The organism is Tenacibaculum sp. A30, assembly GCF_051200845.1.
In the GTDB taxonomy this organism is placed as follows: domain Bacteria; phylum Bacteroidota; class Bacteroidia; order Flavobacteriales; family Flavobacteriaceae; genus Polaribacter.
Genome location: NZ_CP195160.1, coordinates 321,350 through 339,012 on the forward strand (window position 1 = coordinate 321,350; position 17,663 = coordinate 339,012).

19 protein-coding genes are annotated in these 17,663 nt (G+C 32.1%); 7 read left to right on the plus strand and 12 right to left on the minus strand.

Features of this window, described 5'->3' with window-relative positions:
- The first annotated feature begins 107 nt into the window (after window positions 1–107).
- From ACR9ES_RS01465 to ACR9ES_RS01485, 5 genes are all read left to right on the plus strand, one after another.
- Window positions 108–662, plus strand: a complete 555-nt coding sequence (locus tag ACR9ES_RS01465; RefSeq protein ID WP_435254825.1) for a DUF4251 domain-containing protein — start codon at window positions 108–110, stop codon at window positions 660–662.
- Window positions 663–703: 41 nt separating this feature from the next.
- The gene (locus ACR9ES_RS01470) at window positions 704–1,303 is read left to right on the plus strand and encodes a Crp/Fnr family transcriptional regulator (protein WP_299001967.1); all 600 of its coding nucleotides are present in this window, start codon (window positions 704–706) and stop codon (window positions 1,301–1,303) included.
- A 167-nt stretch (window positions 1,304–1,470) separates the two neighbouring features.
- Window positions 1,471–1,815 (plus strand): hypothetical protein, encoded by a 345-nt coding sequence (locus tag ACR9ES_RS01475; RefSeq protein ID WP_274633685.1) that lies wholly within the window; start codon window positions 1,471–1,473, stop codon window positions 1,813–1,815.
- A 15-nt stretch (window positions 1,816–1,830) separates the two neighbouring features.
- Complete coding sequence (locus ACR9ES_RS01480; protein WP_435254826.1) at window positions 1,831–2,703, plus strand: pirin family protein; 873 nt, start codon at window positions 1,831–1,833, stop codon at window positions 2,701–2,703.
- A gap of 105 nt (window positions 2,704–2,808) precedes the next feature.
- Window positions 2,809–3,072, plus strand: a complete 264-nt coding sequence (locus ACR9ES_RS01485) for a GNAT family N-acetyltransferase (RefSeq protein ID WP_435254827.1) — start codon at window positions 2,809–2,811, stop codon at window positions 3,070–3,072.
- A gap of 41 nt (window positions 3,073–3,113) precedes the next feature.
- Here ACR9ES_RS01485 and ACR9ES_RS01490 read toward each other — a convergent pair whose 3' ends face one another.
- The gene (locus tag ACR9ES_RS01490) at window positions 3,114–3,260 is read right to left on the minus strand and encodes a hypothetical protein (RefSeq protein ID WP_435254828.1); all 147 of its coding nucleotides are present in this window, start codon (window positions 3,258–3,260) and stop codon (window positions 3,114–3,116) included.
- A 477-nt stretch (window positions 3,261–3,737) separates the two neighbouring features.
- Here ACR9ES_RS01490 and ACR9ES_RS01495 point away from each other — a divergent pair, with 477 nt between their 5' ends.
- Both ACR9ES_RS01495 and ACR9ES_RS01500 read left to right on the plus strand, forming a co-directional pair.
- A complete protein-coding gene (locus ACR9ES_RS01495; RefSeq protein WP_435255610.1) occupies window positions 3,738–5,006 on the plus strand; it encodes a multidrug effflux MFS transporter in 1,269 nt (422 codons plus the stop codon).
- Window positions 5,007–5,010: 4 nt separating this feature from the next.
- Window positions 5,011–5,700, plus strand: a complete 690-nt coding sequence (locus ACR9ES_RS01500) for a pseudouridine synthase (RefSeq protein ID WP_435254829.1) — start codon at window positions 5,011–5,013, stop codon at window positions 5,698–5,700.
- Window positions 5,701–5,756: 56 nt separating this feature from the next.
- On the opposite strand, the gene ACR9ES_RS01505 is transcribed toward ACR9ES_RS01500, so the two are convergent.
- The 11 genes from ACR9ES_RS01505 to ribD all read right to left on the minus strand — a co-directional run bounded on the left by ACR9ES_RS01505 (window position 5,757) and on the right by ribD (window position 17,660).
- Window positions 5,757–6,236: an Lrp/AsnC family transcriptional regulator gene (locus tag ACR9ES_RS01505; RefSeq protein ID WP_274633680.1), complete on the minus strand. Its 480-nt coding sequence runs from the start codon at window positions 6,234–6,236 to the stop codon at window positions 5,757–5,759.
- 81 nt (window positions 6,237–6,317) lie between these two features.
- Window positions 6,318–7,373, minus strand: coding sequence for a M14 family zinc carboxypeptidase (locus ACR9ES_RS01510; protein ID WP_435254830.1), 1,056 nt, complete (start codon window positions 7,371–7,373; stop codon window positions 6,318–6,320).
- 1 nt (window position 7,374) lies between these two features.
- Window positions 7,375–8,841 carry an aminotransferase class V-fold PLP-dependent enzyme gene (locus ACR9ES_RS01515; RefSeq protein WP_435254831.1) on the minus strand — a complete coding sequence of 489 codons (1,467 nt, stop codon included), beginning with the start codon at window positions 8,839–8,841 and terminating at the stop codon, window positions 7,375–7,377.
- Between the two features lie 123 nt (window positions 8,842–8,964).
- Window positions 8,965–10,359, minus strand: a complete 1,395-nt coding sequence (gene glmM / locus ACR9ES_RS01520; protein ID WP_435254832.1) for a phosphoglucosamine mutase — start codon at window positions 10,357–10,359, stop codon at window positions 8,965–8,967.
- Window positions 10,360–10,494: 135 nt separating this feature from the next.
- A complete protein-coding gene (rpsA, locus tag ACR9ES_RS01525) occupies window positions 10,495–12,246 on the minus strand; it encodes a 30S ribosomal protein S1 (protein WP_299033680.1) in 1,752 nt (583 codons plus the stop codon).
- A 182-nt stretch (window positions 12,247–12,428) separates the two neighbouring features.
- The gene (locus tag ACR9ES_RS01530) at window positions 12,429–13,769 is read right to left on the minus strand and encodes a hypothetical protein (RefSeq protein WP_435254833.1); all 1,341 of its coding nucleotides are present in this window, start codon (window positions 13,767–13,769) and stop codon (window positions 12,429–12,431) included.
- A 311-nt stretch (window positions 13,770–14,080) separates the two neighbouring features.
- Complete coding sequence (locus tag ACR9ES_RS01535; RefSeq protein WP_435254834.1) at window positions 14,081–14,446, minus strand: hypothetical protein; 366 nt, start codon at window positions 14,444–14,446, stop codon at window positions 14,081–14,083.
- Window positions 14,447–14,535: 89 nt separating this feature from the next.
- Window positions 14,536–15,150, minus strand: coding sequence for an IMPACT family protein (locus tag ACR9ES_RS01540; protein WP_435254835.1), 615 nt, complete (start codon window positions 15,148–15,150; stop codon window positions 14,536–14,538).
- Window positions 15,150–16,013 carry a DMT family transporter gene (locus ACR9ES_RS01545; RefSeq protein WP_299010244.1) on the minus strand — a complete coding sequence of 288 codons (864 nt, stop codon included), beginning with the start codon at window positions 16,011–16,013 and terminating at the stop codon, window positions 15,150–15,152. The genes ACR9ES_RS01540 and ACR9ES_RS01545 overlap by 1 nt, the downstream gene beginning before the upstream one ends.
- Window positions 16,010–16,621, minus strand: coding sequence for an HAD-IA family hydrolase (locus tag ACR9ES_RS01550; protein ID WP_435254836.1), 612 nt, complete (start codon window positions 16,619–16,621; stop codon window positions 16,010–16,012). The genes ACR9ES_RS01545 and ACR9ES_RS01550 overlap by 4 nt, the downstream gene beginning before the upstream one ends.
- Window positions 16,614–17,660 carry a bifunctional diaminohydroxyphosphoribosylaminopyrimidine deaminase/5-amino-6-(5-phosphoribosylamino)uracil reductase RibD gene (gene ribD, locus ACR9ES_RS01555; RefSeq protein ID WP_435254837.1) on the minus strand — a complete coding sequence of 349 codons (1,047 nt, stop codon included), beginning with the start codon at window positions 17,658–17,660 and terminating at the stop codon, window positions 16,614–16,616. Before ribD ends, ACR9ES_RS01550 begins: the two co-directional genes overlap by 8 nt.
- Between the last annotated feature and the right edge of the window lie 3 nt (window positions 17,661–17,663).

Consider the following 17,663-nt stretch of genomic DNA (forward strand, 5'->3'; position numbering starts at 1 on the left):
TTTATTTCTTAAAGATAAGTAGATAAACTAAATAGTTAAAATCACTTCTTCTCTTGAAAAGCTCATTAGATTTGAGTATCTTGTATAGGTTTTAAAATCAATATAATATGAAAAGGTATAGCATTTTAGTAGGTGTAGTTTTTATACTGTTTAGTTGCGCCTCTTCAAGAACAGCAACTCAAGCAGAAATAGATAATTTAAAAGCTCTTATTGAAAGTAAAACTTTCGAGATAGAATCTGAATGGGCAGAGCCTCAAGCTACGCTTGCGATGACACAAATAGCTAATGCAGGAATGTTACCTAATGGGAGTAGTGCAGGAAATATAAATTTAATAGGAAACGCTAATTTCTTTAAAATGAAAGGAGATACTGTTTCAGCCTATTTACCTTATTTTGGAGAACGTCAAGCAGGTGGATCTTACGGTGGTACAGATATTGGAATTGTGTTTGAAGGAGAGCCAGAAAACTTAACGATAACTGAAGCGAAAGAGAATAGTTATAAAATTAACTTCAAAATAAAAGATAAAAATAATATTACCGAAAATTACAATGTAATAGTTAGAGTATATCCTAGTTTATCTACTTCTATTTATGTTATGAGTAATCAAAAAAAGTCTATAAATTATCGTGGTAGGGTAGTTAACAAAACTTCAAAAGAATAAACAAAGTTGTGTAAATATTCTTGATAGCATATATTAGATGTATGGAGTTACCCAACTTAAAGAAACATTTTATTGAAAAAGGAGGATTATCTGAAAAAGATTATGCCTCAATACAATCATATATTCAAACAAAAAAGGTTTCTAAAAACGACTTCTTATTAAAGCAAGGAGCAATTTGTTCGCATTTCTTTTTTGTAGAACAAGGTTTGTTACGTATGTATGCGCTAAATGAAGAGGGAAAAGAAAATATTTTACAATTTGCTACAGAAGGATGGATAGTAAGCGACAGAGGGAGTGTTTTTTTTCAAGAACCTTCTACGTATTTTATTGATGCTGTTGAAGATACACTGGTTGTGATGTTCGACGAGCATTTTATAAATGAAATATCAAAAATAAACACTGATTTTAGAGAAAAAAACGAGCAGTTATTACAAAATCATATTCGACATTTGTATAAGCGTATCAGTCAGTTATTAGGGGTGTCAGCAAAAAGTCGTTATTTAGATTTTGTGAGTATGTACCCCGATATTATGCTTCGGGTACCTCAATGGATGATTGCTTCTTACTTAGGAATTACCCCTGAAAGTCTTAGCCGAGTTCGTAAAGCACTTGCAGAAGAAAACTTCAAACCACACAAATAACACTTCTTACCATAGGTCAATGCATATCCTTTTTTGTTGCAGTAATTTTACAGTGAAATAAAAAGTAGAGGTCAACTCACTTAATATTTCAGAAAAAATAAACGAATTCATTTCGATGTTAATCATCGAATAATTAATCCCATTTAATAGGTAAAAAAGGATTTATTATGAGACATTTAAAAACATTAGTTGTAACAGAAAGTACAACAATGCCTAAAATTTTAAACTGGCAAGTTTCAACTGTTAGTAATGTCGAAACAGCCATTGAAAAATTACATCAACAACCGTATAATGTGCTAGCTATTTCAGAAGAAATAAATGAAATAGATAGAAATAAATTAAAGAAAATAATTACAGTACTATTTCCTGAAGCGATTGTAGTAACTTATAAAGAAGAGACAACACTTTCAGAAAATGTAAAAAAAGCATATTGGTCTAAAAACAAACCAGGAGCACAACGTAATTATTTAGACAATTCATTTGAAATAAAACTAGCATGTAGTTTAAATTAATAAAAGGATAGAAAGATGAAAACAAGAAGTATAGAAAGAGTCGTAAAACCAGGAGCTCCGCATTTTGTAGGAGACGGATTTAGAGTACATAATTTTATTCCAGGAAGCTCAAGTATGCAGCGTATGGATCCGTTTATTATGTTAGATTATAATTCAAAATATAATTTCCCTCCAACAGATAAACCTAAAGGTGTAGGTGTACACCCTCATAGAGGTTTTGAAACCGTAACTATCGCCTATAAAGGACGTGTAGAGCATGGAGATAGTGCAGGAGGAGGAGGAATTATTGGTGAAGGTGACGTACAATGGATGACCGCAGCTTCCGGAGTGTTACACAAAGAGTTTCACGAAACTGAATGGAGCAAAACAGGAGGTGAGTTTCAAATGGTACAGTTGTGGGTAAACCTTCCAGCAAAAGACAAAATGAGTCCGCCAAAATATCAAGCTATAGCAAATACTGAAATGGCTAAAGTTCAGTTACCAAATAATGAAGGAGAAGTAGAGGTAATTGCAGGAGATTATGAGGGAAATAAAGGACCAGCTTCAACATTTTCACCCGTAAATATGTTTAATGTACGATTAAAAAAAGGAGCAAAAACACAACTGACATTTCCTACGCATTATACTACTTCAATTTTAGCTGTAGAAGGAAGTGTAAAGGTAAATGAAACGGAAAATGTTTTACAAGATCACTTTGCTTTGTTTGCAAATGATGGAGATACTTTTACACTAGAAGCTCTTGAAGATACTGTTGTTTTAGTATTAAGTGGTGAACCGCTAAATGAGCCTATTGCAGCTTATGGTCCTTTTGTAATGAATACTCAAGAGGAATTGGTGGAAGCATTTCAGGACTTCAACACAGGAAAGTTTGGATATTTAGAAGATTAGCTCTAAATTTAAAAGCAACTCAAATTCAACGAGTTGCTTTTTAAATTTACAATAAAATAGGTCTGTTTAGAAGTTTCTGGCAGCCTTATAAAACCTATTTATAAAATGAAAGAAGAATTTCTAAACATACCGCTTGTAAAAAACGAAAAGGATCATCGTTTTGAGATAGAAGTAGAAGGAATCATTGCTTTTATAGATTATAAAGAAACACATAGCCAAATAGCTTTGGTAGAAAAAACGTTGAACTATCTTGAAGAACACCATAATTCATTGTTACCATTTTGTCCTTATGTATTCGCTTACATAAAAAAACATCCAGAATGGAAGCGTATTGTAGATAAACGTTTTAATGGTTATGATAAATTGTAAAGAATGAAATAGAAGAGAAGTAGAGTTGCATTTTGTTACTTTTATTTAGAGTTCTTTTTAGGTAATACTTCCTCAGGAAAAGGGAATAAAATTATTGTGTTTTTCTCTGCAGCAATGTTAGAAAGTGTTTGATACAAACGTAGTTTAATAGCTGAAGGCGATTGATCTAATACCGAAAAGATAAGCATTTTGATTTTATAAAAGCAATCTATTGTTTAGCTGATAGAATCGTGTATTTGAATTTTTAATGATCCAAGTACTAAAATATTGTAAAGAATTAATAAAGGTTATAGGATATTTCACATAATAGTATAGAATTATAACTTACAAAATCAATTATCTATATTTGTTCTATAATTAATATTATGTTAAATAGTAGTTGTTTAAAGAAGAAAAATAGCTGAAAAACCTCTTTATTTAATTATATAATTTTTGTTCATCGTTTGTCTACTTTCAGAAAAAATAAAAAAAATAGTTTTTTTAACAAAAAAAGTAGGGTTTATTAAAAGATTCCTGTTTTATGTTATGTAAGATGTATTTATAATATTAGACGCTGTTCAGGAAGCCCCCTTCAACCTATACATTTTTTGTTTCACTACAATTCATTCCTAACAGCGTCAAAATTTAATTAGACTTTTAAAGTCGTGATATTGTTTGTTTAAAGGCTGTTTTTTAACAGCCTTTTTTTATACAATTTTAACTTTAAACAAAAACAAAGGGAGTACTTTTGCCCAATGCAAGAAAATAATCAATCAAAGTTAGAGTTTATCGCTCTAATGGCGTCTTTAATGTCGCTTGTAGCACTATCAATAGACGCATTACTCCCAGCTTTAGAACACATAGGTATCAGTATTAACATTCAAGAATCTTCTAACGATAGTCAGTTGTTAGTGACAATGATTTTTTTAGGTTTAGGATTTGGGCAATTAATTTCAGGACCAATTTCTGATACTTTAGGAAGAAAACCAGTTATTTACGGTGGATTTGTACTTTTTGTAATCGCTAGTTTTATTTGCGTTAGTGCAACAAGTTTAGAAATGATGGTTGTGGGAAGAATTTTACAAGGAATAGGACTTTCTGCACCTAGAACCATAAGTATTGCGATGGTTCGTGATAGTTTTAGTGGTAATTACATGGCGAAAATCATGTCATTTATTGTCGTTATTTTTATTTTAGTTCCTGTAATAGCCCCAGCACTAGGAAAAATTATGCTCGATGCTTACGGATGGAAATCTATTTTTTATAGTCAGTTAATTTTTGGAGTTTTAGTTATGTTTTGGTTATGGAAACGTCAACCAGAAACACTTAAAGAAGAAAATAGAATTAAATTCTCTTTTGGTTTATTTTCAGACGGCTTAAAAGAATTTATAAAATACAAACAAGCAACTGTTTTCACCATAATTTCCGGTTTTATAACAGGATCTTTTATGGTCTATCTAAGTGCTTCTCAACAAATTTTTCAAGAGCAGTATTTATTAGTAGATGAGTTTCCGTTCATTTTTGCTGGGTTGGCAATTTCTGTCGGATTTGCTACATTTTTAAATGGTTCATTTGTAATGAAATTCGGAATGCACAAATTGGTGTCTTTCTTCTTAATCATATTTACCTTTGTGCCTTTAATTTATGTGGCATTATTTTACCAAAAAGAGAATCCTAGCATAACCATTTTATTGGTGTTCTTTGCGTTACAGTTCTTTTCTATCGGTTTTTTATTCGGGAACCTACGTGCTTTAGCAATGCAACCTGTTGGACATATCGCGGGTATTGGGGCTGCTATTAACGGATTTGTATCAACGATTATGGCAGTGCCAATTGCAACGGTAATAGGTAGATTTGTTAGTACCACTACCCTTCCACTTTTTATCGGATTTTTTATTTGCGGCGCTTTATCTTTAGCGCTAGTAAAACTAACAAAACTTAAACAGGAAAATTAATATTATGAATGTATCAATTCTTTACGAAGACGATTATATAGTGTGTGCATCAAAACCTAATAATGTGGTTGTACACCATGCGCATCACTCTAGAAATGTGGCAGATGAAGCTTCATTATTGCAGTTATTACAAGAGCAATGTGGTGAAAAAATGTATCCTATACATCGTCTTGATAGAAAAACATCAGGAATACTATTGTTAGCTAAAAAAAGTGAGTACGTAGCTAAGTTTCAAGAATTGTTTATGAATAATCAAATTCAAAAAACATACTACGGAATTGTAAGAGGACATGCTCCTGAAACAAAAATTATCGATTCGCCAGTAAAAGGAAGAGATGCAAATGTGCATAAAGAAGCAGAAACTCATTTAGAAATGTTAAAAACAGTTACTGTTGATATTCCTGTGAAACCGTACGATACTTCAAGATATAGTTTGGTGAAATTAATGCCTAAAACGGGTAGATTACATCAGCTGCGTATTCACATGAATAAAATTAGTCACCCGTTAATTGGAGATCCTAAATACGGAGATAAAAATCACAATATGATGTTTCTTGAAAATTTTAATTGTGAAAATCTCTTTTTGCATGCGCGTTCTTTAGAATTTATTCATCCCTATTCAAATGAAAAACTAGAAATCATAGCTGAATTACCTGAAGATTGGAATACAGTCTTTGAAAGATTTGGTTGGTAAAAAATAAAAAAGGGTTACGAAATTCGTAACCCTTTTTGTGAAAAATACTTTTCAAATTAAATATCTTGGAAAATAGCGTGCATTAAACGTTTTTTATCGTTAATACTTTCTTCAAGCGCTATCATAGTTTCAGTTCTATTTACTCCGTGAATATCATCAATTCTATAAATAATATCTTTTGCGTCAGCAGTATTTTTAGCACGAACTTTACAGAAAATATTATACTTTCCTGCTGTTACATAAGCAACTGTAACGTTAGATATTAAACGTAAATTGTCTAATACATGTTGAGTCATAGATGTTTTATCTAAGAAAACTCCTACATGGGCAATAAACGAGTATCCCATTTTTTCATAATTCAAGGTTAATGTTGACCCTTGAATAATACCTTCATCTTCCATCTTTTTTACACGTACATGGATAGTACCAGCAGATACTAACAACTTTTTTGCAATGTCTGTAAAAGGTGTACGAGCGTTTTCAATTAAAATGTCTAAAATTTGATGATCGATTTCATCTAGTATGAACTTCTTCATTTTTTGTTTTCTTCAAGTAATATTGCTAAAATATAGATTTTTTATAAAAAACTTAAGTTTTGTTTAAGGAAAAATAAATTTTTAACTATTTTTTGTGAATTCTTTATGAGCTAAATATGAAGATAAATTTCCTTCTTTTTCTTTTGTTAAAACCAGTGCAAATTTACCATTTTCTATAGTTTCTACATACTGAAAAGCAACATCTTTTTCATTATTTTTTGAGCGATAAATTACGTCGTAGAAATTCTTGATATTGTTAGGAATAGCTAAATAATCTTGATAGAAACTAAAGTCGTTATTTATTGAAATATGGTAAATTCCTTGTAGTAATGCATAGAAATTATACTTTCTTACCTCTTCCCTATCGTAATCATCAGGAAAATGGCCTGCTTCAATTAGAATAGTATTATGTCCTAACTTTTGAAAATTATCTCCTGTAGCGGTTGGGTAAAATTCATCTGTATAACGGCCAATATGATTTGGTATAATTTCTTGCAACAATTTATTCATTGCTACAATAACATTCATAGTTTTTTTTCTGCCTTCAGTAATTTTACGTGTTTCTTCTTCAGAAGGAGCCAAAAAAGATATCGTAGCAGTATTGGTAGTGCCTTCTACTCCAAAAATGGTTCTTTGATCGTGTAAATTAAAGCAAAACTGCGGATTAACTTCTTCTAAAATTTTACGTAATAACTTACTTTCTTTCGCTTGTAACTCAACAGCGTCTCTATTTAAATCAACATTATTAGCATTGACACGTGTATAGGCTTGTGCTCCATCAGGATTTAGCATAGGAACGATGGTAATACTACAATTGTTTACAATTGCCTTAGTAATTTCATGGTCTGGAAAACGCTGAATAAAGTTTAAAAAATCGAAAACAGCTTTGGTTCCGGTACTTTCATTACCGTGCATCTGGCTCCAAATAAGAATTCTCTTTTCTCCTGTTCCAAATTTCAACTGATAAATAGCTCTCTGCTGCTCTGATTCACCAATTATTTTCGTTTCAATTTTAGAATTTTGTAAGTCAAAATACAAAGGCTCTATATCTGTTAGGGTAATCCACCTTCCAGATATAGAGTCTTCTTTAATTTTTAAATAGTTTTTTTCTAAAAAAGAGCTACTAATGTGTGTCATATTATAACGAAAACCAATCAGCTACTAGCCGTTTTTCAATAGGTTCAACAGTTTTGTGTACATAATCGTTTTTACCCATATCGTACTCATAGTCTTTCGACCATTCTTCAATATTTTCAGCTAACGATTTTAATGAATCACAAACAAATTGTACTTCTTCATTTGTAATAGTTGGGTGAACTGATAAACGTACCCAACCTGGTTTTTCTGTACTACAACCTCCTAAAATTTGTCCTTTTATTTCATTTGATCTGGTTTGATCTACATTTAATAAAAAGTGTCCGTAAGTTCCAGCACAAGAACAACCTCCTCTGGTTTGAATACCAAAACGATCGTTTAATAACTTAACTACTAAGTTAAAATGGTATTTTTCAAAGTAAAAAGAAAAAATACTTAAGCGATCTTTATGGTTAGGAGCTAAAATTTGAACTCCTTCTAAATTTTCTAGGCAATTAAAAATGATCGGATTAATTTCATCTTCACGTTCTTTAATTTTATCGGTACCCATTTGATTTTTTACCTGAATACACAATGCTATTTTTATCGTTTGTAAAAAAGCTGGTGTACCTCCATCTTCACGAGTTTCAACATCATCAAAATAATCATGTTGTCCCCATGGATTTGTGTAACTTACAGTTCCTCCCCCTGGGTTATCAGGAACCATGTTTTTATATAATTTCTTATTGAAAATTAAAACGCCTGATGTACCTGGACCTCCTAAAAACTTATGTGGAGAAAAGAAAATAGCATCTAAATATTCATCTTCATTTTCTGGATGCATGTCAATATCAACATACGGTGCAGAACAAGCAAAATCAACAAAGCATAAGCCACCATATCTGTGAATTAAAGAGGCTACTTTATGGTAGTCAGTTTTAATACCTGTAACATTAGATCCAGCAACAATTGAAGCTATTTTAATAGGTCTATCTAAATACTGTTTAATCGTTTCTTCAAACTTATCTAAACACACTAAACCTTCTTCGTTAGAGGGTACCACTACTACATCGGCAATAGTTTCAATCCAAGAAGTTTGGTTTGAATGATGTTCCATATGACTAACAAAAACAATAGGTCTTTTTTCATCAGGAACTTGGGTGTTTTCTTTAAGGTTTTCAGATACTTTAAGTCCTAAAATACGTTGAAATTTATTTACAACCCCCGTCATACCAGAGCCTTCAGTTATCAAAACATCATCAGCAGAAGCATTTACATGGCGTTTTATAATATTACGGGCTTCATGATATGCAAGTGTCATAGCAGCTCCTGAAGTAGAAGTTTCTGTATGTGTGTTTGCTACAAAAGGGCCGAATTTATGTAAAAGTTGCTCTTCGATAGGCCTGTATAACCTTCCACTAGCAGTCCAATCGGTATATACCATTTTTTTTTCACCATAAGGTGTTTGAAAATTTTGGTCTATTCCTACAATATTTTTTCTGAACTTATCAAAATACTGTTCTAAATCCATAGTTTAAAATCTGAGTTGTTTGTTTGGTGATAAAATTACTAGTATGCTATTAGGTAGTCTAAAATAATTATAATATTAACGTATTTATAACATTTTGTTAGAAGCTCACAATTTTTAAGTTCTTTACGCTATTATTTCTTTTATTTCAGAAATAACTCTTTCAGCTAAAGCATCTGCATTTTCCTGACTAGTACTTTCTGTATAAATTCTGATGATAGGCTCAGTGTTTGACTTACGTAGGTGCACCCACTCTTCAGCAAAATCAATTTTTACACCATCAATCGTGTTTACGTCTTCGTTTTTATAGTTGGTAGCCATAGTTTCTAAAATCTTATCAACATCAATTTGTGGTGTTAACTGGATTTTATTTTTACTCATAAAATAACTAGGATATGAATCTCTTAGCTCTTTGCAAGACATTTTTTTATGTGCTAAGTGTGATAAAAATAACGCTACACCAACTAATGAATCACGTCCGTAGTGAGATGCTGGATAAATAATACCTCCATTTCCTTCTCCTCCAATAACGGTGTTGGTGTCTTTCATCATTTGTACTACGTTTACCTCTCCTACTGCACTTGCAGTGTAAGTTCCTCCATGTTTTTCGGTAACATCACGTAATGCTCTTGAAGATGATAAATTAGAAACGGTATTTCCACCACCTAATTGACCTAAAACATAATCGGCACAAGCAACTAAGGTATATTCTTCACCGAACATAGAACCATCCTCAGAAATTAACGCTAAACGATCTACATCAGGATCAATCACAATACCTAAATCAGCTTTTTTCTTTACAACTAATTCAGAAATATCTGTTAAATGTTCTTTTAAAGGCTCTGGATTGTGAGGGAAATGTCCGTTAGGCTCACAGTACAATTCAATACACTTTACTCCTAATTCTTTTAATAAAGCAGGAATTGCGATTCCCCCTGTAGAATTCACACCATCTACAACAACTTTAAATTTCGCTTTTTTGATGGCTTTTGTATCGACCAAATCAAGTTTTAAAACTTCTTTAATGTGTTTTTTAATATAGTTTTTCTTTTTTCTGTATGATCCTAAATCGTCTACTTCAGCGAACTCAATGGTTGCATCGTTTTCAGCAATTTTTAAAATCTCTGCTCCGTCTTCACCATTTAAGAACTCTCCTTTCTCATTCAATAATTTTAACGCATTCCACTGTTTTGGGTTGTGAGAAGCAGTTAAGATAATACCTCCATCAGCTTTTTCTAAAGGAACAGCAACTTCCACCGTAGGTGTAGTAGATAATCCTAAATCGATAACATCTATCCCTAAACCAACTAAGGTATTAGCTACTAAGTTGCTTATCATTTTACCCGAAATACGAGCATCTCTACCAATAATAATGCTAATCTTTTCTTTTTCTGCGTTTTTCTTTTTAATAAATGTTCCGTATGCTGCCGCAAATTTTACCGCATCAATTGGAGTTAAATTATCACCTGTATTTCCGCCTATGGTACCTCTAATACCTGATATAGATTTTATAAGTGTCATATTAATTTTTTAATTGATGAGCAAATATATTGATTTACGAGTTAAGAATTATGAATTACGAATTTTATAATGGAAACAAAAAAAACGCTAAGCTTTAAAGCTTAGCGGTTTATAATTTTTAAGAAGTTGTTAGGATTATTTTCCTTCCATTTTCTTCTTTAACTCAGCTAATCCACCGATGTCTCCTAAAGTAGTTTTTTCTACTTCTTGAGCCTTAGCAGCAGCAGCTTTAATGTTCTTTTGCTCTTCTTCTCTAAAGATAGAAGTGTGAGAAACAACAATTCTACGGTATTCTTTACTAAACTCAGTTACTTGGAATTTAGCTTCGTCACCTTTAGCTAATTTACCACCGTCTTCTTTTTCTAAGAAACGAGTTGGAGCGAAAGCTTCAATTCCGTCAGCAAATACTACAGTTGCACCTTTGTCATTTTTCTCTTTAATAGTACCTTCGTGCATAGACCCGATAGCATACGTAGCTTCATGAGCATCCCAAGGGTTATCTTGAGTTTGCTTGTGACCTAAGTTTAACTTACGGTTTTCTACGTCTAATTCTAATACTTGTACTTCTAATTGATCACCAACAGTTACGAAATCTGATGGGTGCTTAATTTTCTTAGTCCAAGATAAATCAGAGATATATACTAATCCGTCGATACCTTCTTCTAACTCTACGAATACACCAAAGTTAGTGTAGTTACGTACCGTACCAGTGTGTTTAGAACCTACTGGGTATTTAGTAGTGATATCAGTCCATGGATCTGGGTGTAATTGCTTCATACCTAAAGACATTTTACGCTCTTCGCGATCTAATGTTAAGATTTGAGCTTCTACTTCATCACCAACTTTTACGAAATCTTGCGCAGAACGTAAGTGAGTTGACCATGACATTTCAGAAACGTGGATTAATCCTTCTACTCCTTCTTCAACCTCTACAAATGCACCATAATCAGCTAAAACAACTACTTTACCTTTTACTTTATCACCAACTTTTAAATCAGAGTTTAAAGCTTCCCATGGGTGAGCAGATAATTGTTTTAAACCTAATTGAATTCTAGATTTGTTATCATCAAAGTCTAAGATTACAACGTTTAATTTTTGATCTAATTCAACAACTTCGTTCGGGTGGTTGATACGAGACCAAGATAAATCAGTAATGTGAATTAATCCGTCAACACCTCCTAAGTCAACAAATACACCGTAAGAAGTTACGTTTTTAACAACTCCTTCTAATACTTGTCCTTTTTCTAATTGACCGATAATTTCACGTTTTTGATCTTCTAAATCAGCTTCGATTAACGCTTTGTGAGATACTACTACGTTCTTAAATTCGTGGTTGATTTTAACAACTTTGAATTCCATAGTTTTCTCTACGTATTGATCGTAGTCACGGATAGGCTTCACATCGATTTGAGAACCTGGTAAGAAAGCTTCAATACCAAATACATCAACGATCATACCTCCACGAGTTCTACACTTAACAAAACCGTTAACGATTTCACCAGTTTCGTGTGCGTTGTTAACACGATCCCAAGCTTTGATTACACGTGCTTTTTTGTGAGATAATACTAATTGACCAGATGAATCTTCTCTTTTGTCAACTAATACTTCTACTTTGTCACCCACTGCTAAATTTGGGTTATAACGGAACTCGTTTAACGAAATTACTCCTTCTGATTTAGAGTTGATGTCGATAATAGCATCACGATCAGTAATACGTACTACTTCACCTTCAATTACGTCACGCTCGTTAACGAAACCTACAGTTCCTTCTAACGCAGTTTCAAATTCTTTTAATTTAGCCTCATCTACAGCTTCAATACCTTGTTCGTACTTGTGCCAATCAAAGTCAGCTAAAAATTCTTGTGGGTTTACTTTTGTTTCAGACATTCTGAAAATAATTTGTATCTTTTTGTTAACCAGATTTTTAACGATGCTAACGCCAAGAGAAATTAAACTTTATAAAAAAAATTAAACCTTTTTTAAATCTGTACTCGTAAAAAGGCGTGCAAATTTACGAATAATTCTTGAAGTAACCTAAAATGTTTTGAGCTTAAGTAAGTTAAGATATGTTATAGCTTTATTAGTTCATCTATAATAAACCTATATGTTAATAGAATAGTTATATTTTGTTTGGTCAGCCCATTCAAATTTGGAGATAATTCAGCAATATCTTGTAAATATTCAAAGCTAGTTTTGTTTGGAGTATCATAAATAGCACCCCAGTCTAACCCTAAAAGCACGTCGTGTCTTTTGAATTTAAATTTAGTTCCAATTACAAAGTGTATCTGATTTCCATCTAAAATAGTGTTTCTCAATTTTGTTAATGAAACCTTTTTGTTTTCGTAGGCTAAATTATTTGTTCTAAAACCTCCTGATAATTCTAATGTTGGACTTATTTGATGTGAATACCCTACTCCAAAGTTAATAACCGATTTATTACCATTGACCCAGGAAAAAGCTGAGTTTCCGGATTTTATATTTGCGACTTTATAATCAGATATTCCAGTGTGATAACTGGTACTTAACCATAATTTACTATTTTTATTTACTAGAAAACTATATCCGATAGAAAACTCCCAAGGAGTTCGTATCTCTGGAGATATATCATTATCTACAATTTGCCTGCCTAAACTATGGTCACTATCTATTCTGGTTAATTCTCCTGTATAGTATCCATCTTTTAAAATTCTCAAATACTTTGGAGTAGTTATTGTAAAACCAAAGTCGTGTTTATTAGTATCGTATAAAAAACCTATTTTAGTTATAAAACCTGTGTTATCATAACTGCTAGCTTGTTCAGAGTTAAAGTAGCTATTAGAAGTGTTATTAGCTGTATTTAGTTCTTCTAAAAATACTTTATTTCTATATTCAAAGTTAGAAATACTTAGAAACTGACTAATACCTAGGTAAATATTTGGTGTTAATTTAAAACTTGTTCCAACTCCAAACCAATCATCTTCGCCTTTATATTCATATTCAAAGTACTGTGTATTTAAAAGGTTACTGTTTGTGGTTTCTCTTTTTGCATTAAAAAAATCTGTTAACTCGCTTTTACTTATTTTAATAAATGCTAATTCAATATTTTTTAAATTAAATTTAAAAGATATAAGAGAAGGTTTTAGCCCATAATTAGTATTTATTTCGCTGCTTTCCCTTGCTCCCCAAAAGCTATTAAAACCAAAGCTACGAATTACAGGCTGAAATAGAGATATACTTACTTGAGAAGGAACTTTGTGTATTCCTGCAGGGTTATAAAAAGTCATACTTTCATCATCTGCTCCAGCAGCTATAGCACCTCCTAACATAGATCCTCGTATACCAAACTGTTCAGTATTATACAAAAAGTTTTGAGCTTTTATGCTTTTAATGGGTAAAACCATTAAAAAGAGGATGATAATATTTTTTTTCATTAACTTCATTTTCTCAAAGCCTCTGTTAGTTTTTAATCTACTAATTTAACCTCCACCTTAAACAAATTATCAAAAATTTCAAAAATATTTTCGGCTTCTTTTTTTCGTACTGAAATAGTGTATTCGCAGTCTAACTCAAGTTTTTAATTGATGATGTCTAAGTTTCGTTCTTTAATATTTGTTAATGGTGTTAGTTCTAATTTTTTGAATTTTCCATAGTTTTTGGTGCTAGTTTGGTCAATGGCAGCTAACGGTTAAGATATCCGTCGTTTTAATGAGCTGATATCTCACCTATTTTTAGGTTAGGAACATTAATAATCATCTTCCTCATCTTCAAAACCATCATTATCTGGCTTTAATAAAAATTGCAGCACCGTTTTTTCGTCCAATTTCATAAAGTCTTTGTAGAGGAGTTCAACAACTTCGTCTCGAGATTTTTTAGCTTTTAATAAATCATAAGCTTTAGCAGGAGCATCTTTAATTACTTCTTTTACCAATTCTTTACCCATTTGTAAAACCTCAGATTTAGGAATACCATTTTCTAAAAAAGGTTTTACATTTGCTACGACACTAATAGCAGCGCCTCTGCATATATTCTCTTTCGTTACTTCAGCTTGCGCTTGCGAAAAAAGTTGAAAAGACATGAATAGGCATACAATAAAGGTTAGGTTTTTCATTTTCATATTTTTTTAAGTTAAATTTGAGATAAAAGTAATTTTAATTTACTTAAAATCAAAATGTAAAATACTTTTACTTAAAAAATATACTACTCCACTTCCTTAATCTCCACCTTAAACAAATTGTCAAAAATTTCAAAAATATTTTCGGCTTCTTTTTTTCGTACTGAAATAGTGTATTCGCAGTCTAACTCAAGTTTTTGATTGATGATGTCTAAGTTTCGTTCTTTAATGATACGTTGTACTTTGTTCATCATATCGTAACCAAATTTCAGCTTATAATGAATATCAATAGTTTTTTCTACAATTATTGAAGCTTCTAAAGCCAATTGCGCAGAAGTACGATAGGCATTAATCAATCCTCCTACTCCCAATTTAGTTCCGCCAAAATAACGTACTGAAACAATTAAAATATTAGTTACATCAAAAGATTGTATTTGTCCGTAAATTGGCTGTCCTGCTGAGTTGCTAGGTTCACCGTCGTCATTGGCACGAAAACGGATGTTTTCAGTTCCTAACTGCCATGCATAACAATGATGACGCGCTGTATGGTGCTGTTTGCGAAGTTCTTCTAATCGTTCTTTAATATCCTCTTCAGAAAAAACAGGAAACGCATAGCCGAAAAACTTACTGTTTCGGTCTTTAAACAAGGTTTCCTCAGAAGGTTTTGTAATGGTTTTATAAGTGTCTTTTATCTCATTCATCACGCCGAAACTACTAATAAAATACTAATTATGGCAAGTCCAATACCAATCCAATTCTTTTTAACGAGCTTTTCTTTAAAAAACAACAGGGCAAATACCGTTGTTAAAACGACTACCGAAACATTGTTAATAGTAAAAATAGTAGCGCTTTCAAGTCCTTTTGTTTGTAGTGCCTTTAGTAAAAATTCCATCGAATAATAATTAGGAACTCCCAGTGCAATTCCTCCAACAAGTGTTTTCCATTCTAACTTAACCTTCTTGTTGACAAATTGTAGTAAACTAAAGAAGATTCCAAAAAGTAAGGCACAACCAAAAATGGTAGATAAAAACATGGGTACGGCTCCTTTAGAAACATAAGTATCCTCTGTGTACTTCAACAAAGTATCGATGCTTCCAGACCCTAAAAAGAGTAACATAGGAAACAATAAGTTTTTAAATTTTACAGGAGCAGTATCACTTTTTGCTGAAGATAAATAGACTGCTACCAGCGCAAGTATAATCCCGATAAATTTTACAAAATCAATACTTTCATTGTAGAGGAAAATTCCTAAAACAACAGGAATTACGACCGACATTTTTCCTGCTATAGAAGCAACAGAAAGCCCATTTTTTTGAGCTGTGATTCCCATTACAAGAAATACGGTAATAAATAAGAAACCTAAGAGGGTAGCTCCTAAAAACCAAGGTTGTTGTGGAATTTCTGTTACAGAAAGTGAAATTTCTGAATGCACAAAGCCGAAGCATAATGCTACCGCATAGTTTAAAACAATGGCTTGAAATGTATTTACTTTGTAAACATCAAACAATTTAAAGATTACAAAGAGTAAACTTGTTATAAAAACACTGAAAATTAAAAATATCACGCTATAAACTCCTTTCTTTTTAGTAAATCTACCACATCTTCTGTTTTCGGACAATTATTCCACACATGAATACCTAACTGTTGTGCAGCATTGGTGTTTTCTTGGGTATCGTCTATAAAAATAGTTTCAGAAGCTTGTAAATTATTTTCGTTTAAAACAAACTCAAAAATGTTAGTATTTGGTTTTCTTAGATTGATTTCGTGCGATAAGTAAAACTGTTCAAAATAACTTTTAAATTCATTATAAAGCTCTTCTCCCCAATCGTTTTGAATCCAAGAAATATGCATATCGTTTGTGTTACTTAATAAAAACAATCGGTAATCATTCGTTGCAGCAAGTTTCTTCAAAAAATCTAAGCGATGTTTCGGGAAATCTAACAAAATAGCATTCCAAGAGTAGATTAATTTTTCTTTAGGAATATTGAATTTATTGTAGAAATAATCAATAAAATCATCCGTAGAAATTAATCCCATTTCATACTGATAGTATTGTTGCATCATTTCTTCACTAATCTCAGTAACTCCAAGATTTGCCAGTTCTTTGTATGTTGCTTCTTTATCTAAATTGATGAATACATCACCAAAATCAAAAATGATGTTTTTAATCATTCTTATATACTCTTAATAGGTCGTTAGTTATTTTTTCTTCGGAAGAAAGTTTCGCATTGAAAACAGGGTGCTTCACTCCTGCTCCAAAGTTTACATCGCCTATGAAAACTCTGGCTTCATCCCATAAATTAGCTTCGATAAATGTTTGCAAGGTGTGCGCACCTCCTTCAATAATTACTGATTGAATGTGATGTTTGTGTAAAACTTCGCAGATTTGTTGTGCTACTCGAGAAGAAAAATCGATTTCTTCGTAAAAGACTTTTTGTTTATCTTTTCTTGTTTCTCTTATCTCTTTATCAACAAGAACAATCGTTTTAACTTGACTATTTAAAACAGTTGCTTCTGAAGGAATTCGTAAGTTTTTATCAATAACAATTCTCACAGGGTTATTTCCAAACCAACTACGAACAGTTAATGATGGATTGTCAGCTATCACCGTATTGGTTCCTACTAAAATGGCATGCTCTTCACTTCGCCATTTATGAACTAACTGTTGAGAATAAGCGTTTGAAATCCACACAGGTTTTTGCTCATCTTTGGTCAAAGGAGCTATAAATCCGTCCTTAGTTTCTGCCCATTTTAAGATAATATACGGGCGCTTTTTGTTTTGAACTGTAAAAAAACGTTTGTGATGTTCTTTACAAGCTTTTTCACAAACACCAACTATTACATTTCTTCCTGCTTTTTTAAGACGTTCAATACCTTTACCTGCTACTAAACTATTGGTGTCTACACTACCGATTACTATATTCGGAATTCCTTTTTCTATGATTAAATCAGCACATGGTGGTGTTTTTCCGTGATGAGAGCAAGGTTCTAGTGTGACATAAATAGTGGCTTCTTTTAATAATTCTTGATTTTGTACAGAATTGATGGCGTTTACTTCTGCGTGAGGACCGCCATAAGGCGAGGTAAATCCTTCTCCTATAATTTTATTCTCATGAACAATTACAGCTCCAACAGATGGATTGGGACGTGTTGTGCCAATACCGTTTTTAGCTAATTGTAAGCAACGTTGTATATATTTTTCGTGGTTCAAATT

Bases quoted from the DNA above. Each gene is read 5' to 3' on its own strand.
- ACR9ES_RS01465 (WP_435254825.1), top strand. From the start codon at position 108: ATGAAAAGGTATAGCATTTTAGTAGGTGTAGTTTTTATACTGTTTAGT.
- ACR9ES_RS01470 (WP_299001967.1), top strand. From the start codon at position 704: ATGGAGTTACCCAACTTAAAGAAACATTTTATTGAAAAAGGAGGATTA.
- ACR9ES_RS01475 (WP_274633685.1), top strand. From the start codon at position 1,471: ATGAGACATTTAAAAACATTAGTTGTAACAGAAAGTACAACAATGCCT.
- ACR9ES_RS01480 (WP_435254826.1), top strand. From the start codon at position 1,831: ATGAAAACAAGAAGTATAGAAAGAGTCGTAAAACCAGGAGCTCCGCAT.
- ACR9ES_RS01485 (WP_435254827.1), top strand. From the start codon at position 2,809: ATGAAAGAAGAATTTCTAAACATACCGCTTGTAAAAAACGAAAAGGAT.
- ACR9ES_RS01490 (WP_435254828.1), bottom strand. From the start codon at position 3,260: ATGCTTATCTTTTCGGTATTAGATCAATCGCCTTCAGCTATTAAACTA.
- ACR9ES_RS01500 (WP_435254829.1), top strand. From the start codon at position 5,011: ATGAATGTATCAATTCTTTACGAAGACGATTATATAGTGTGTGCATCA.
- ACR9ES_RS01505 (WP_274633680.1), bottom strand. From the start codon at position 6,236: ATGAAGAAGTTCATACTAGATGAAATCGATCATCAAATTTTAGACATT.
- ACR9ES_RS01510 (WP_435254830.1), bottom strand. From the start codon at position 7,373: ATGACACACATTAGTAGCTCTTTTTTAGAAAAAAACTATTTAAAAATT.
- ACR9ES_RS01515 (WP_435254831.1), bottom strand. From the start codon at position 8,841: ATGGATTTAGAACAGTATTTTGATAAGTTCAGAAAAAATATTGTAGGA.
- glmM (WP_435254832.1), bottom strand. From the start codon at position 10,359: ATGACACTTATAAAATCTATATCAGGTATTAGAGGTACCATAGGCGGA.
- rpsA (WP_299033680.1), bottom strand. From the start codon at position 12,246: ATGTCTGAAACAAAAGTAAACCCACAAGAATTTTTAGCTGACTTTGAT.
- ACR9ES_RS01530 (WP_435254833.1), bottom strand. From the start codon at position 13,769: ATGAAAAAAAATATTATCATCCTCTTTTTAATGGTTTTACCCATTAAA.
- ACR9ES_RS01535 (WP_435254834.1), bottom strand. From the start codon at position 14,446: ATGAAAAACCTAACCTTTATTGTATGCCTATTCATGTCTTTTCAACTT.
- ACR9ES_RS01540 (WP_435254835.1), bottom strand. From the start codon at position 15,150: ATGAATGAGATAAAAGACACTTATAAAACCATTACAAAACCTTCTGAG.
- ACR9ES_RS01550 (WP_435254836.1), bottom strand. From the start codon at position 16,621: ATGATTAAAAACATCATTTTTGATTTTGGTGATGTATTCATCAATTTA.